Source organism: Arthrobacter subterraneus, from assembly GCF_900099735.1.
Lineage (GTDB): Bacteria > Actinomycetota > Actinomycetes > Actinomycetales > Micrococcaceae > Arthrobacter_D > Arthrobacter_D subterraneus.
Genome location: NZ_FNDT01000004.1, coordinates 36749 through 51657, shown reverse-complemented (window position 1 = coordinate 51657; position 14909 = coordinate 36749). Strand labels below are relative to the sequence as shown.

The 14909-nt window shown below is 65.7% G+C and carries 16 protein-coding genes; 13 read left to right on the top strand and 3 right to left on the bottom strand.

Annotation, left to right across the window (positions count from 1 at the left end; genetic code table 11):
- Position 1 precedes the first annotated feature (1 nt).
- The 3 genes from pgsA to BLS52_RS06450 all read left to right on the top strand — a co-directional run bounded on the left by pgsA (position 2) and on the right by BLS52_RS06450 (position 1666).
- Entirely contained in the window at positions 2-592 is a 591-nt protein-coding gene (pgsA, locus tag BLS52_RS06460) for a CDP-diacylglycerol--glycerol-3-phosphate 3-phosphatidyltransferase (protein ID WP_090585287.1), read from the top strand.
- A gap of 22 nt (positions 593-614) precedes the next feature.
- Entirely contained in the window at positions 615-1133 is a 519-nt protein-coding gene (locus BLS52_RS06455; protein ID WP_090585285.1) for a CinA family protein, read from the top strand.
- A gap of 92 nt (positions 1134-1225) precedes the next feature.
- Complete coding sequence (locus BLS52_RS06450; RefSeq protein WP_026545475.1) at positions 1226-1666, top strand: helix-turn-helix domain-containing protein; 441 nt, start codon at positions 1226-1228, stop codon at positions 1664-1666.
- A 67-nt stretch (positions 1667-1733) separates the two neighbouring features.
- On the opposite strand, the gene BLS52_RS06445 is transcribed toward BLS52_RS06450, so the two are convergent.
- Complete coding sequence (locus BLS52_RS06445; RefSeq protein ID WP_026545476.1) at positions 1734-2207, bottom strand: MarR family winged helix-turn-helix transcriptional regulator; 474 nt, start codon at positions 2205-2207, stop codon at positions 1734-1736.
- A 42-nt stretch (positions 2208-2249) separates the two neighbouring features.
- On the opposite strand from BLS52_RS06445, the gene BLS52_RS06440 reads away from it, so the two are divergent.
- The 6 genes from BLS52_RS06440 (at position 2250) to dapF (ending at position 7968) form a co-directional block, all read left to right on the top strand.
- Positions 2250-2468 carry a DUF3046 domain-containing protein gene (locus BLS52_RS06440; protein ID WP_084033745.1) on the top strand — a complete coding sequence of 73 codons (219 nt, stop codon included), beginning with the start codon at positions 2250-2252 and terminating at the stop codon, positions 2466-2468.
- 219 nt (positions 2469-2687) lie between these two features.
- Entirely contained in the window at positions 2688-3752 is a 1065-nt protein-coding gene (gene recA / locus BLS52_RS06435) for a recombinase RecA (protein ID WP_026545477.1), read from the top strand.
- A gap of 6 nt (positions 3753-3758) precedes the next feature.
- On the top strand, positions 3759-4445 hold the full coding sequence (locus tag BLS52_RS06430; RefSeq protein WP_245702729.1) for a regulatory protein RecX: 687 nt from the start codon (positions 3759-3761) through the stop codon (positions 4443-4445).
- A 106-nt stretch (positions 4446-4551) separates the two neighbouring features.
- Positions 4552-6087 (top strand): tRNA (N6-isopentenyl adenosine(37)-C2)-methylthiotransferase MiaB, encoded by a 1536-nt coding sequence (miaB, locus tag BLS52_RS06425; RefSeq protein WP_090585283.1) that lies wholly within the window; start codon positions 4552-4554, stop codon positions 6085-6087.
- Between the two features lies 1 nt (position 6088).
- Positions 6089-7021, top strand: a complete 933-nt coding sequence (miaA, locus tag BLS52_RS06420; protein ID WP_090585281.1) for a tRNA (adenosine(37)-N6)-dimethylallyltransferase MiaA — start codon at positions 6089-6091, stop codon at positions 7019-7021.
- A 5-nt stretch (positions 7022-7026) separates the two neighbouring features.
- A complete protein-coding gene (dapF, locus tag BLS52_RS06415) occupies positions 7027-7968 on the top strand; it encodes a diaminopimelate epimerase (RefSeq protein WP_026545480.1) in 942 nt (313 codons plus the stop codon).
- On the opposite strand, the gene BLS52_RS06410 is transcribed toward dapF, so the two are convergent.
- Entirely contained in the window at positions 7965-8573 is a 609-nt protein-coding gene (locus BLS52_RS06410; RefSeq protein ID WP_090585280.1) for a class I SAM-dependent methyltransferase, read from the bottom strand. The genes dapF and BLS52_RS06410 overlap by 4 nt on opposite strands.
- Before the next feature lie 99 nt (positions 8574-8672).
- On the opposite strand from BLS52_RS06410, the gene hflX reads away from it, so the two are divergent.
- Positions 8673-10235, top strand: coding sequence for a GTPase HflX (hflX, locus tag BLS52_RS06405; protein WP_090585278.1), 1563 nt, complete (start codon positions 8673-8675; stop codon positions 10233-10235).
- Positions 10228-12249 carry an ATP-dependent DNA helicase gene (locus tag BLS52_RS06400; protein WP_090585276.1) on the top strand — a complete coding sequence of 674 codons (2022 nt, stop codon included), beginning with the start codon at positions 10228-10230 and terminating at the stop codon, positions 12247-12249. The genes hflX and BLS52_RS06400 overlap by 8 nt, the downstream gene beginning before the upstream one ends.
- 51 nt (positions 12250-12300) lie before the next feature.
- Here BLS52_RS06400 and lexA read toward each other — a convergent pair whose 3' ends face one another.
- Complete coding sequence (gene lexA / locus BLS52_RS06395; RefSeq protein WP_090585503.1) at positions 12301-13023, bottom strand: transcriptional repressor LexA; 723 nt, start codon at positions 13021-13023, stop codon at positions 12301-12303.
- Between the two features lie 293 nt (positions 13024-13316).
- Between lexA and BLS52_RS06390 the strand changes: the two genes are divergently transcribed.
- Complete coding sequence (locus tag BLS52_RS06390) at positions 13317-13706, top strand: LysM peptidoglycan-binding domain-containing protein (protein ID WP_084033749.1); 390 nt, start codon at positions 13317-13319, stop codon at positions 13704-13706.
- Positions 13707-13790: 84 nt separating this feature from the next.
- Entirely contained in the window at positions 13791-14900 is a 1110-nt protein-coding gene (locus tag BLS52_RS06385) for a histidinol-phosphate transaminase (RefSeq protein WP_026545485.1), read from the top strand.
- Positions 14901-14909: the final 9 nt, after the last annotated feature.

The window sequence follows — 14909 nt, the reverse complement described above, 5'->3', positions numbered from 1 at the left end:
CGTGAGCAATCCTGATGCCGGAGCGGTGCCCGTCCTGAACGTAGCGAACGTCCTGACGGTCGTGCGGATTGTGCTGGTGCCGTTCTTCGTCTGGTTCCTCCTCGCCGACGCCGGCAACGGCGGGGTTTTCCGCTGGCTTGCGGTGGTCACTTTCGCGGTGGCCATCTACACCGACAAGCTCGACGGCGACATTGCCCGCAGCCGCGGACTGATCACCAATTTCGGAAAAATCGCCGATCCCATTGCCGACAAACTGCTGATCGGGTCGGCTCTGATTCTGCTGTCCGCGCTCGGTGAACTGCAGTGGTGGATCACCATCGTGATCCTGGTGCGTGAGCTCGGCATCACGCTGCTGAGATTTGCCGTCATCCGCTACGGAGTGATGCCGGCCTCCCGTGGCGGGAAGCTGAAGACCGTTGTCCAGACCCTCGCGATCTTCCTCTACCTGCTGGTGCCCGCGCTGGGATCCTGGGCGCAGTGGCCCGCACTTGTGGTGATGATGGCAGCCCTGGCTATCACCGTCGTCACCGGCATCGACTACGTGGTGCAGGCCGTGCGCCTCCGCCGTTCGGCCCGGAACTCCGCCCGATGACCGGTACCGGGGCTCCCATCCTGTGACGCCGGCCGAGATCCGCGCCGCCGCACTCCAACACGCCGTGGCTCTGGCAAGCGAACGCCGCCTTACCGTGGCCACGGGTGAGTCCCTGACGGCAGGATTGGTTGCGGCGTCGCTCGCTGACGTTCCGGGTGCCTCAGCCGTGCTGCGCGGAGGCGTGGTTTCCTACCACCGGGATCTGAAGGTGTCGCTTCTCGGTGTGGATCCTGAACTGCTGCGCAGTGTCGGTGCCGTCGATGTGCAGGTAGCCGAGCAGATGGCGCGCGGTGCGAGGAAGTCCTGCAATGCCGACATCGGTATAGCGACCACCGGCGTGGCAGGTCCGGAACCGCACGAGGGGAAGGATGTGGGCACCGTCGTCGTTGCTGTTTCCGGAACTGATGACTGCCTCGTTCGGGAATACCGGTTCGCGGGAACCCGCGCACAGATCCGGGAAGCCTCCTGCGATGCGGCAGTGAAGCTCCTCACGGAAGTGCTCCAGCGCCGGCCGGTGGGAACAAACAGAGATCCGCAATAGTTATCAATAGTGTCCAGCACGTCGACGCAAGACGGGCTAGGCTTAAAAACAGACAGCTGCTCAGGCCAGCACAAGGGAGTTAGGCGATCCACATGGTAAAGCAACCCGTGTCCGTGAACGGTGTTATCCGTTGGCGGGATGTGGGGTTGGCAGAAGATCCGCAACGTAAGCCGAAGGAGCGCAAGATGGTCGTTTTACGCCACGAGATCGGAGACGTCCTGCGGGACGTCCGCCAGCGCCAGGGCCGTACACTCAGGGAAGTGTCGCACAGCGCCCGGGTCTCCCTCGGCTACCTCAGCGAGGTGGAGCGGGGGCAGAAGGAAGCGTCTTCGGAACTGCTGTCCTCAATCTGCTCCGCACTGGATGTGCCGTTGTCCCTGATGCTGCGGGAGGTCAGTGACCGCCTTGCAGAAGCAGAGGGAGTCGCTGTTCCCGACACCGTCCCGCAGGAATTCGCCCAGCAGTTCGGCGGCGAACTGCCGGAGGATTTCACCGGCGGTTTCAGCAGGGGACTCGCAGCTACCAAGAACTGATGTTCCACCGCACCCCGGTGTGCGTAAAGAGGAGGTTCGCCATCCGGCGGGCCTCCTCTTGTGTGTCCTACCAGTTGTCCTTGGTGTAGGTCTGGTTCAGCTGGGAAATCAGGTTCCCGAGCGTCCGGAGATCCGAGAGGCTCCAGTCTTCCATCAGCTGGTGGAATGCTTCCTTGCGGGCGGCCTGCGCAGTGGAAAGCTGCCTCAGGCCGTCCTCGGTCAGGCTGATCGCCTGCGCGCGGCCGTCCAGCGGATCGGCTGTCTTCTGGACCAGGCCGAGCTGTTCCAACATGGCGATCTGCCGGCTGACAGAGGGTTTGCCGACCCCGATGCTGGCTGCCAGATCGGTCAGGCGCATGGAACCCTCCCGCTGTAGGATGACCAGCAGCCCGTAGGCTGCAGGCTCCATGTCGGGATGGACGCGCCGCGCAACCTTGTAGGAGTTGGACCGTGCACGCCGCCACAGCATACTGAGCTGCTGCTCCAACGCCTGGACGGCAGCATCAACGGAGGCATCAGGTTCCTGGCGGTCTACAGTCATGCGATTCATTCTAGGGTTATCGACAAGAGGGAGGACGCAGCATTGCGCACAAGTGACTTCTGGCGATTGATGGACGATGAATTCGGTCCCGCCTACTCGCGCACACTGGCGGATACCCTGCATCTGTCAGGTCTGGGCGACCGGACACCCATGGAGGCGCTACGGGCAGGAATCGATCCCAGGGCAGTCTGGCAAGCGGTCTGCACCATGCAGGACGTACCGGAATACCGGCGCCTCGGGCGCGATGTAAAACCACGGTGACCGAAGCGAAACACGCCACGGAATCAATCGAATATGTGTTCGGACCGGGGTTATGCTGGAGCCAGAAATCCTTCTCTCCACACGTCCTCCACAGCTCCCCGAAACCCGGCGCAATATCCACATGGTTCGTCCTGCCGGGCAAAGTGTCGGAGGGGAACGTTACGGTCGGGAAGAACAGTCAACGGGCCTTAAGTGGCCATGAGTAAACCGAGGTGAATTATGGCCGTACCAGCCGATCGCGAAAAGGCTCTCGAGGCCGCCCTGGCCCAGATAGACAAGCAGTACGGCAAGGGCTCCGTCATGCGTCTGGGTGATGAGGTCCGCGCCCCCATCGAAACCATTTCCACCAGTTCCATCGCGCTCGACGCCGCCCTTGGGATCGGCGGACTGCCGCGCGGCAGGGTCGTGGAAATCTATGGCCCGGAATCGTCGGGTAAAACAACGGTGGCTCTGCACGCGGTCGCCAACGCCCAGCGCAACGGCGGCATCGCTGCGTTCATCGACGCTGAGCATGCGCTGGATCCGGAATACGCCAAGAAGCTCGGGGTGGATACCGACGCACTGCTGGTCTCGCAGCCGGACACGGGCGAGCAGGCCCTGGAGATCATGGACATGCTGGTGGGCTCCGGTTCCATCGACATCGTGGTGATCGACTCCGTGGCGGCGCTGGTTCCGCGCGCCGAGATCGAGGGCGAAATGGGCGACAGCCACGTCGGTCTGCAGGCGCGGCTGATGAGCCAGGCCCTGCGAAAGATCACCGGACGCCTGAGCCAGACCAAGACAACCGCCATCTTCATCAACCAGCTCCGCGAGAAGATCGGCGTGTTCTTCGGCAGCCCGGAAACCACCACGGGCGGTAAGGCACTGAAGTTCTACGCTTCCGTGCGCATCGATGTGCGTCGCATTGAAACGCTCAAGGAAGGCACCAACCCGGTGGGTAACCGGACACGGGCCAAAATCGTCAAGAACAAGATGGCCCCGCCCTTCAAGCAGGCGGAATTCGACATCCTCTATGGCTTCGGAATCTCCCGCGAGGGCGGGTTGATCGATGTCGGCGTGGAAAACGGTCTCGTGAAGAAATCCGGCGCCTGGTTCACCTATGACGGAGACCAACTGGGTCAGGGCAAGGAGAACGCGCGGAAGTTCCTGATCGACAATCCGGACCTGGCAGATGAGCTGGAGCAAAAGATCCGGCAAAAGCTCGGCGTCGGCGGCGCGGTTGAGCCGGCCGCCCCGGAGCCGGGTGGTCCCAAACTGAAGGCAGTCGGCGGCGAGGGCCGCTAAGGCCGCATGAATGACTTCCCCGGGATGCCGGGCGCCGCAACAGAGCGGGGCGCCCGGCGTTCAGCCAGCACAGGTTCAGGCAGCATGGGTTCAAGCAGGAAGAGCTCAGGCAGGAAGAGTTCAAGCAGGAAGCGCCCAGCCGGAGAGGACCGCGGGGGTTCAGGGAAGGGCTCCGACGTTGATCCGGTAGCGGAGCCGGACCCGCATGAAGCGGCGCGGTCCATCGTGCTGCGTCAGCTCTCGATGGCTCCGCGCAGCCGTCACCAGCTCCTCACGAAACTGCGTGAGCGCGGAATTTCCGATCAGGTAGCGGAAGAAATCCTGGACCGCTACGAAGAGGTCCAGCTGATTGATGACGCGGAGTTCGCCCGCATGTGGGTGCGCAGCCGTGCCGCCACCCGATCCCTGGCCCGATCGGCCATCAAGCGCGAGCTGGCGGACAAAGGCATCACCGGCGAGCTGGCCGAGGACGCGCTGGCGCAGCGGTCCGACGAGGACGAGCATTCCGCCGCCGTCGATCTGGTGCGGCGGAAGTTGAGACCGCTTGCCGACCCGGCGGACCGGGCAGCCCGCGAGAAGCAGACACGCCGGCTCGTGGCCATGCTTGCCCGCAAGGGCTATTCGCCGTCCCTTGCCTTCTCCATCGTCCGGGAGGAGCTGGACGGGCTGGAAGAGCTGGACGGGCTGGACTAGCTGGACGGGCTGGACTAGTGGACGGGCCCGGGTGGTACACGCGGTGCACGCTACCGGTGCTGCCGCCCGGATTGGGGCTGGGCACGCTGGGCCGTACCCTTAATGGGTGAGTTCCACAGTTGTATCACCTACCCCTTCACCGGCGCCGTCAGAGCACGGCTCCGTTCCACGCACCTATGAGGTGCGCACCTTCGGGTGCCAGATGAACGTCCACGACTCCGAACGCATCTCAGGGCTCCTGGAGGACGCCGGATATGTGACTGCGGTGGGCGGGCAGGCCGACGTCGTTGTCTTTAATACCTGTGCCGTCCGCGAGAACGCGGACAACAAGCTGTACGGGAATCTGGGGCAGCTTGCGCCGGTGAAGCAGTCACGGCCGGGAATGCAGATCGCCGTCGGTGGCTGCCTCGCCCAGAAAGACCGGGAAACCATCCTCCGCAAGGCGCCGTGGGTGGACGCCGTCTTCGGGACCCACAACATCGGGGCACTACCGGCCCTGCTGGAGCGCGCCCGCCACAACGATGAGGCGCAGCTCGAAATCCTCGAATCGTTGGACGTCTTTCCCTCCACCCTGCCCACCAAGCGCGATGCGGTGTACTCGGGCTGGGTCTCTATCTCGGTGGGCTGCAACAACACCTGCACCTTCTGCATCGTGCCTTCCCTGCGCGGGAAGGAAAAGGACCGGCGGCCCGGGGACATCCTCGCCGAGATCGAAGCGCTCGTGGCTGACGGAGCCATCGAGGTCACGCTCCTCGGCCAGAACGTCAACTCGTACGGCGTGGAATTCGGCGATAGGGGCGCATTCGCGAAGCTCCTGCGATCATGCGGGACTATCGAGGGACTGGAGCGCGTACGCTTCACCAGTCCCCACCCGGCGGCATTCACCGATGACGTGATCGATGCCATGGCAGAGACCCCGAACGTGGCCCCGCAGCTCCACATGCCGCTGCAATCCGGATCCGACCGCATCCTGAAGGCGATGCGCCGCTCCTACCGGTCGGAGAAGTTCCTCGGCATCCTGGACCGGGTTCGCGCACGGATGCCGCATGCATCCATCTCGACGGACATCATCGTCGGTTTCCCTGGGGAGACCGAAGAGGATTTCCTGGAAACGCTGCGCGTTGTTGAGCAGGCCCGGTTCGCCACCGCTTTCACCTTCCAGTACTCCAAGCGGCCCGGGACTCCTGCCGCGGAACTTCCCGACCAGCTTCCGAAGGCGGTGGTCCAGGAGCGGTATGAGCGCCTCACCGCCCTGCAGGACCGCATCGCGGCAGAGGAAAACGCCGCGCAGGTAGGCCGTCGGGTGGAGGTGCTCGTCACCGCGCAGCAGGGCCGCAAGGCCCACGAAACCCACCGCCTGAGCGGACGATCACGGGATCAGAGGCTCGTCCACTTCTCGGTCCCCGAAGGGGCCGAGGCACCGCGGCCCGGAGACCTGGTCACGGTGACCATCACTGAGGCGGCGGCCTTCCACCTGGTCGCAGATCCACCGGCGGGGGAGTATCACCTCCGGCGGTCCCGCGCAGGCGACGCCTGGGACCGGTCGCAGGCAGAATCCTGTGGCGCACCGGTACCTGGCGCCGGCGCCCCCGGCAAGGGCGTCTCCCTCGGGATGCCAGCGCTCCCGGTACGCCGCGACTAGGGTGCCTCCAACGGATCAGCCCGCATCGCTCCCGGTGATCGCCGTCGTCGGGCCCACAGGTTCTGGGAAGTCGGAGCTGGGCATCGCACTGGCCGACGCCCTCGGCGGCGAGGTGATCAACGCCGACGCCATGCAGTTCTACCGGGGCATGGATATCGGCACGGCCAAGCTGTCCCTCGAGGAACGCTGCGGTGTGCCGCACCACCTTCTGGACATCCTGGACGTCCGCGAGGAGGCCAGTGTCGCCGCCTACCAGCAGCGGAGCCGGGAAGCGATGGCGGAAATCCGCGCGCGGGGCAGGGTGCCCATCCTGGTGGGTGGATCGGGCCTGTACCTTCGGGCGGCGCTGGATGAGCTTGAGTTCCCGCCCACCGATACCGCCGTCCGCGCACGGCTCGAAGACGAGAACGCTGCACACGGAATTGCCGCCCTGCGTGAGCGGCTGGCCGCCGTCGATCCCGTATCCGCCGGGCGGCTGGGGGATGAACGTAGGGTCATTCGGGCCCTTGAAGTGTATGAAATCACCGGCCGGCCCTTCAGTTCCTTCATGCCCCGGCGGGTGTACCACCAGCCTGCGGTGCAGATCGGGCTGGGCGTGGATCGCGACATCCTTCGGGACAGACTGGCCGAACGCGTGCACGCCATGATCGGGCGTGGACTGCAGGACGAGGTCCGCGTCCTTGACGGGCAGGGGTTGCGGGAGGGCCGCACCGCTGCCCGTGCCTTGGGCTACAGCCAGTTCCTGCGCGTGCTCGACGGCGAATGGTCACCGGCCGAGGCAGCCGAGGACACCATCGCCGCCACCCGGCGCTTCGCACGGAGGCAGCTGACGTGGTTCCGGGCGGACGACCGGATCCGCTGGCTGCACTGGCATGACCCCGAACTGCTCGGGAAAGCAGTAAGAGCCGCGCAGAAAGAGGGACCCCTATCCTAGATAGGGTGAGCACACATACCCAGGCGGCAGCGGCTGCCCGCACGCGACTGTCCGGCCTGTCCTTCACCAAAGGGCACGGCACCGGTAATGACTTCATCCTGGTCGCCGACCGGGACGGCACGGTGGACCTGACGGCAGCCGATGTCGCGGCCGCCTGCGACCGCCACCGGGGTATCGGCGCGGACGGATTGATCCGTGCGGTGCCGTCGTCGTTCCTCCCGGAGGGCAGGGCACTTCTGCAGCAGGCGCCGGACGCCGAGTGGTTCATGGACTACCGGAACGGCGACGGTTCGGTGTCGGAAATGTGCGGCAACGGGGTCCGCGTGTTTGTGCACTTCCTGGTCAGCCACGGACTGATCGACCTCGCCGAGGGAGCCACCGTTGCCGTCGGTACCCGCGGCGGAGTCAAGATTGTCGAGCGCTCCGCGGACGGCTACTCGGTGGACATGGGGCCGTGGGAGTTCATCTATCCGGACGCCGCGGCCGCGCGCGCCACGGATTCGCTGGTGGAGGCAGACGGGCTGCAGGTCGCGCGGCCCGGACTTTCGGTCAGCATGGGCAATCCGCACACGGTCGTGGCCCTGGCAGAGATCGCGGAACTGCGTGCAACACGCCTGTTCGATGCGCCGTCCGTGGACCCGCTGCCGCCGAACGGAACCAACGTGGAGTTTGTTGTGCCGCACGATCCGCTGATGCACGACGGCGTGGGCCAGGTGAGCATGCGTGTCCACGAACGTGGAGTGGGAGAAACCCTCTCCTGCGGGACAGGCGCCTGCGCTGCGGCGGTCGCCACCCGCTTCTGGGCGGGGGAGGACGCCCCTGACGTCTGGAGCGTCACCGTGCCCGGCGGTGTTGTCGGCGTGCGCTTCCGGCTGGGCGCCGGGGGCGACGAACACGTCCATCTGAGCGGTCCGGCCGTCCTGGTGGCCAGCGGTACCTTCGCCTAGCCCTGCCGGGTCACCCGCAGGATACGGAAGGATTTTGCGGTGGAAGCGCGGCCGACGTCGTAATTGGCCGGAAGTTCCGCTGCCAGCCACCGCTGCAGTGAATCGGCGCCCAGGTTTTTCTGCACCACCAGCCACGCTGTCCCGCCCGGGGCAAGCCGGGGGAGCCAGCGCAGCAGTAGCTCGTGGAGGGCTTCCTTGCCGATGCGGATCGGGGGGTTGGACCAGATGGTGTCGAACAGGATGTCGTTCCTGACGTCGTCGGGCAGCACTGCGGTCACGTTGGCGAGATCCAGCCGCCGGGCATTTTCCCGGGTCAGTTCCAGCGAACGCTCATTGACGTCGATGGCGACGACGGCGGCCCCGGGCGCCTGGAGCGCCATGGTGAGGGCGAGCGGGCCCCATCCGCAGCCGATATCGAGCAGGTTGGACCCGCCGGGCGGCGGCACCTCCGACAGCAGGATCGCGGTGCCTTTGTCCACACCGTCCGGGCTGAAAATGCCGCCGGAGGTCACGAGGTCCCGTTCCCTGCCTGCCAGTGACACCCGGAGTGGGCGGCGCCGGTCCGGCCCGGAGGGAGCGGTGCTGAAGTAGTGCTGCGAATCCATAATGTTCCAGCCTAGTGGTCCGCGCTTCGCGCTGAGAGAATCCCGCCCACGCCGCCGGGCCGACGGACTACCATGGAAAGACAGATACCAAGGGAGAGTATGACCACTCATCACGGAGCGTCGGCAACGCCCGAGCCGGAAATGGGCCCCGATGAAATCCAGGCCGTCATCGACCGGATTCTTGCCAAAGACCCCGCAACAACCGCCGGCGCCGCCCGCCGTTTCGGCAACGGGCAGCGCGAACGAGCGCAGGCCTTGTCGGAACTCGACGGGGAACCATCGGAGTACGACGGCGACCAGCAGGACCGTGAAGAGCGGCGCGCACTGCGGCGTGTGGCCGGGCTCTCGACGGAGCTTGAGGACGTCAGCGAGGTCGAATACCGACAGCTGCGCCTTGAACGCGTGGTGCTGGCCGGCATCTGGGGCGAAGGAACCGTGGCGGACGCGGAGAATTCGCTGCGTGAACTCGCCGCCCTCGCAGAAACAGCCGGATCCGAAGTCCTGGACGGCATCATTCAGCGCCGCCTGAAGCCGGATCCGGGCACCTTCCTGGGGGCCGGCAAAGCCGAGGAACTGAAGAACATCGTGATGGCTACGGGAGCGGACACGGTCATCGTCGACAGCGAGCTTGCCCCCTCGCAGCGCCGCGGGCTTGAAGACATCGTCAAGGTCAAGGTCATTGACCGAACCGCTCTCATCCTCGACATCTTCGCCCAGCACGCCAAGTCGCGTGAAGGAAAGGCGCAGGTCGAGCTGGCACAGCTCGAATATCTGCTTCCGCGGCTGCGCGGCTGGGGCGAGTCCATGTCCCGCCAGGCCGGCGGCCAGGTCGGTGGTGCCGGTGCAGGCATGGGTTCGCGTGGCCCCGGCGAGACCAAGATCGAACTGGACCGCCGGAAAATCCGCACCCGGATGGCGAAGCTCCGCCGGGAGATCGCAGGAATGAAGCCCGCCCGTGAAACCAAGCGGGCCAACCGCCGTCGTCATGAGGTCCCGTCCGTAGCGATCGCCGGCTACACGAACGCCGGGAAGTCGTCCCTCCTGAACCGGCTGACGGATGCCGGGGTCCTGGTGGAGAACGCACTGTTCGCCACGCTGGATCCGACCATCCGTCGGGCCCAGACGCCGGACGGGCTGGAGTTCACCCTCGCGGATACCGTCGGGTTTGTCCGGTCCCTGCCCACCCAGCTGGTTGAAGCGTTCCGGTCCACCCTTGAGGAAGTAGCGGACGCTGACCTGATCCTGCACGTCGTGGATGCCTCGCACCCTGACCCTGAGGGACAGATCGCCGCCGTACGGGATGTCCTGACGGAGGTGGACGCGCGCAAGGTGCCCGAGATCATCGTCCTGAACAAGGCGGATGCGGCAGATCCCTTTGTCCTCGAACGGCTCCGGCAGAAGGAACCGCGCCACGCAATCGTCTCCGCCCGCACCGGCCAGGGGATTCCGGAGCTGCTTGAACTGATCAGCCAGGCCATTCCACGGCCGAGCGTCAGGCTGACGCTGTTGGTGCCCTACCAGCGCGGGGACGTCGTATCGCGCCTGCACCAGCCGGACGCGGAGATCCTTCGGCTCGAACACGTCGAAAAGGGTACCGAAGTCGAGGTAATGGTCCGGGAAGGCCTGGCCGCGGAACTGGAGCCGTTCGTCAGGCATGGCTGAGGGGAAGGTAAGTCCCCTCCAACTGCTCGACGACGTCGTGGAAGCGATGGGTGGTCAGCAGCGCAGCGGGCAGCATGAAATGGTGCGCCAGGTCGAGGAAGCGATCGACAGCGGCACCCACCTGCTGGTGCAGGCCGGAACCGGCACCGGAAAGTCCCTGGCGTACCTGCTGCCCCTGATCACCCACGCGGTGAAGAGCGACACGACCTCCGTTGTCTCCACCGCCACGCTTGCGCTGCAGGCGCAGATCGTCAACCGCGACCTGCCCCGGCTGCTCGAGACCCTGAAGGGTTCGCTGCCGCGGCCCGTGAATGTCGCGCTGCTCAAGGGCCGCGGGAATTACGTCTGCAGGCACAAGACAGGCGGCGGGTTCCCGGACGAGGATGACTCCGGAGCCCTGTTCGCGCTGGACGGCGAGCCGGCAACCCCGCATCCGTCTGCGGGACCGTCCACTCCGCTCGGACGGGAGATCGTCCGCCTGCGGGAGTGGGCCGAGGAAACAGAAACCGGCGACCGGGATGAGCTGCTGCCCGGGGTCAGTGACAGGGCCTGGCGGCAGGTCTCGGTGTCCAGCATGGAATGCCTCGGTGCGCAGAGGTGCCCCGTGGCCGACGAGTGCTTCAGCGAACGCGCACGTGAAAAGGCAGGCCAGGCGGACATCGTGATCACCAATCACGCGCTGCTGGCCATCAACGCTTTCGAGGGGCTCGCGGTGCTGCCCGAACACGACGTGGTGGTGATCGATGAGGCGCATGAACTTCACGACCGCGTTACCTCCGCCGTATCGGGACAGCTGTCCGGAGCGTTGATCGGAGCCGCGGCAGCTGCAGCGAGACGTCATCTGGGCGCCAACACCGATACACTCCAGGCGGCCCAGACCGCCTTTGAGCACGCTTTCGACGCCCAGCCCTCCGGCCTGATGGCAGCGGGACTGAGCGAGCAGCAGGAGCTTGCCTTGGTGCAGTTGCGCGAAGCCTGCCGCCTGGCGCTGTCCGAGTCGAGTTCGGACGGTTCCGCCCAGTCGGTGGACGGCGGCCGCCAGATGGCCCGCTCACGCCTGCTGGTGCTGCTCGAATTCGCTGAACGGATGGTCGCGGCCGGTGGCGCCGGGGAAGTGCTGTGGTCCAGCCGGCCGAGCACGTTCACCCCCGGTTCCGGATACTCGGCTGCAGACGAATCCTCGCCGGCAACGATCAGCATTGCGCCCCTGTCGGTGGCGGGACGGCTCAGGCGCGGACTGTTCGAGGACCATACTGTTGTGCTTACGTCGGCAACCCTGGCGATCGGGTCGGAGTTCGGACCAGTCGCGGGTTCGCTCGGACTGACAGGGGAGGGCGCACCGTCCTGGACAGGAGTCGACGTCGGAAGCCCGTTCGACTACCCGCGGCAAGGCGTGCTGTATGTCGCCAAGGACCTGCCGAAACCCGGCAGGGGAACGTCGGAGGAACAGCTGGACGAGCTGGAGGCCCTCATCAAGGCCTCCCGCGGAGGAGCGCTGGGCCTGTTCTCCTCGCGGCGCGCCGCTGAAGAGGCCGCTGACGCCCTGCGGCAGAGGGTCGACGTCGAAATCCTCTGCCAGGGCGAGTCCTCCATGTCCGCGTTGGTCAAACAGTTCGCGGAGGAGCCCGACACCTGCCTGTTCGGCACCATGTCACTCTGGCAGGGCGTCGATGTGCCGGGGAACGCCTGCCGGCTCGTGACCATCGACCGGATACCCTTTCCGCGCCCCGACGACCCGCTGATGACCGCGCGCACCCGCGCTGTGGCGAAGGCCGGTGGAAACGGCTTCATCAGTGTCTCGGCCACCCACGCCGCCGTCCGGCTTGCGCAGGGAGCGGGGCGCCTCATCCGCGCCCAGGACGACAAGGGGATGGTGGCCATCCTGGATTCGCGGCTGGCTACCGCCGGCTACGGCGGTTTCCTCCGGGCAGCGCTGCCCCCGTTCTGGCCGACCACCGACCGGGCTACCGCTCTGGGCATCCTGTCACGGCTGGCCGCCGCGCAGCCGGCGTAACCGACGCTTCCGCAACCGGGACAGATGCTGCCCTCGGGCGCCGCAGCGACCTCAGAGGGCGCGCATCACCGATACAACCTTGCCCATGATCGTGGCATGGTCGCCGAGGATGGGTTCATAACTGGTGTTCTGCGGCAGGAGCCAGGTGTGGCCGTCCCGCTGCCGCAATGTCTTCACGGTGGCCTCGTCGTCAAGCAGGGCAGCCACAACATCGCCGTTTTCCGCCGTGCTCTGCTGGCGGACCACCACCCAGTCACCGTCGCAGATAGCTGCGTCGATCATCGAGTCACCGGATACCCGCAGCATGAAGAGGTCCCCATGGCCGACAAGCTGGCGCGGAAGCGGCATGACATCCTCCACGACCTGATCCGCCAGGATAGGACCGCCCGCCGCAATGCGGCCCACGAGCGGAACCATCGCCGCATCGACCGCTGACACCGGAGCAGGCTCCTCCTCGGAGGACGGTAGGGCCCGCGGCGCCTCCTCACCGAAGGTGAGGGGAAGCAGGATCTCCATTGCCCGCGGACGCTTGGGATCGCGGCGGATGTAACCCATCCGCTCCAGCTGGGCGAGCTGGTGCGTCACGCTAGACAGGCTGGCCAGTCCCACCGTGTCACCGATCTCACGCATGGACGGCGGATAGCCGTGCGCTGCCACACTGCGCTGGATGGTTTCGAGGATTTTCTTCTGCCGGGGCGTCATCCCCTTGGGAATAGCCCGGCCACGCGGACGCCCGCGCCCCCGCTTTCCACCGGAAGCCGACGCCTCTGCCATGTCCCCTGCCGCACTGAGATCTGCCACCAGTATGCATCCCTTTCCCTGGGCCGGACCCGGGCCAGCCGGCCCTCCAACCTGTTTTGTCAGTGGTGGGTGATGAGCTGGTTTTCGAAGCGGCCGGACCGTCACCCTCACCAGCAACGCTAGGGGACAGCGAACGCCTTTTCAAACATTTGTTCGAGCGAGTCTCGACAATATTAGTTCACAGGTGCTAAGAATAAACACAGAGGAATAGAACACAGCTTCGAATAAAGCTGTCGGACATCCACATCATCAAGAAAGGTGACGCCATGTCGACGCTCCATATCGCAGGAACCGCACCCTCATTCCAGCTGGACATCCGGGGAAGCCGTGCGGCCGGGCGGGCCCCTCGCCTGCATCTGACGCGGCGGGGCTGGATCGTGCTGGTAGCGGCACCCCTTGCCCTGCTCGCAGCCGCTCTGCTCATCGTCAGTGCGTTCTTCTCCTCGCAGGCACAGGCTGCGGCAAGCGGGACTGCCGTTACGGAGACGGTGCGCGTAAGCGTGACGTCAGGAGAAACGCTGTGGGCACTCGCGGCCGAGTACGCCCCGGAACGGGACCCACGCGCCGTCGTTGAGGAAATCGTGGAACTGAATGCGCTGGCCTCCTCAACGGTGCAGGCCGGGCAGTCGCTTCATATCCCCGTCGGCAACCCATAACAGGGCTCTACAGAATCGGTGTCACAGTGTCCCTGGGCGCAATGCGATTCTGCATTGTGGATCCCGCGGCCTTAAACTCTGGTGGTGACCGATCAGCTTGAACGCCTCAGCCGTCTGCCGATCAGGGACAACCTCAGGGGCCTGCGCCCCTACGGAGCTCCCCAGATCGATGTTCCCATCCTGCTGAATGTCAATGAGAACACCCACGGCGTCCCCGGGGACGTGCGCAGGGCGATTGTCGAAGCGGTGCAGGACGCAGTGGCCGGGCTCAACCGCTACCCTGACCGGGAGTTCACCCTGCTTCGTGAGCACCTCGCCGGTTATCTCGGCCACGGTCTCACCGCAGACAACATCTGGGCCGCCAACGGGTCAAACGAGGTGCTGCAGCATATTCTCCTCGCCTTCGGCGGGCCCGGCCGCACCGCCCTTGGATTCCCGCCCACCTATTCGATGTACCCCCTCCTTGCAGGGTCCACCGGGACCTCCTACCTGGCCGGCACGAGAGCGGACAACTTCGACCTCGATGCCGGAGCGACGGCCGAGCAGGTCGCGGAAACAGGTGCCAACATCGTGTTCCTGTGCAGCCCGAACAACCCAACGGGCACGGCCTTGTCCCTGGACGTTGTCGCCGCGGCGTACGAGGCAGGAGAAGCGGCCAGGGCGATCATCATCGTCGACGAGGCCTACGCCGAGTTCTCCCACACCGGCACTCCGAGTGCCCTGGAACTGCTGCCGGGACGGGAACGGCTCATCGTCTCGCGCACCATGAGCAAGGCTTTCGCCCTCGCCGGGGCCCGGGTTGGATACCTGGCCGCGGCGCCGGAGATTTCCGACGCCCTCCGACTCGTTCGTCTTCCGTACCACCTCTCAGCAATCACCCAGGCCACTGCAATAGCGGCGCTGACCCACTCAGCGAAACTGCTCGCCAACGTTGACGAGATCAAAAGGCAGAGGGACCGCATCGTGTCCGCGCTCACCGGCCTCGGGCTTCCCGTAGCGCCGTCGGATTCCAACTTCGTCCTCTTCGGCGGGCTCGAGGATCCGCGGGCCGTATGGCAGGGACTGCTGGACGCAGGAGTGCTTATCCGGGACGTCGGTATACCAGGCCATCTACGGGTCACCGCCGGAACGGAAGAGGAAACCAGGATCTTCCTCGAAACCCTCGAATCTCTGATCCGGCCCTCCGTCTCATAAACTGGACGC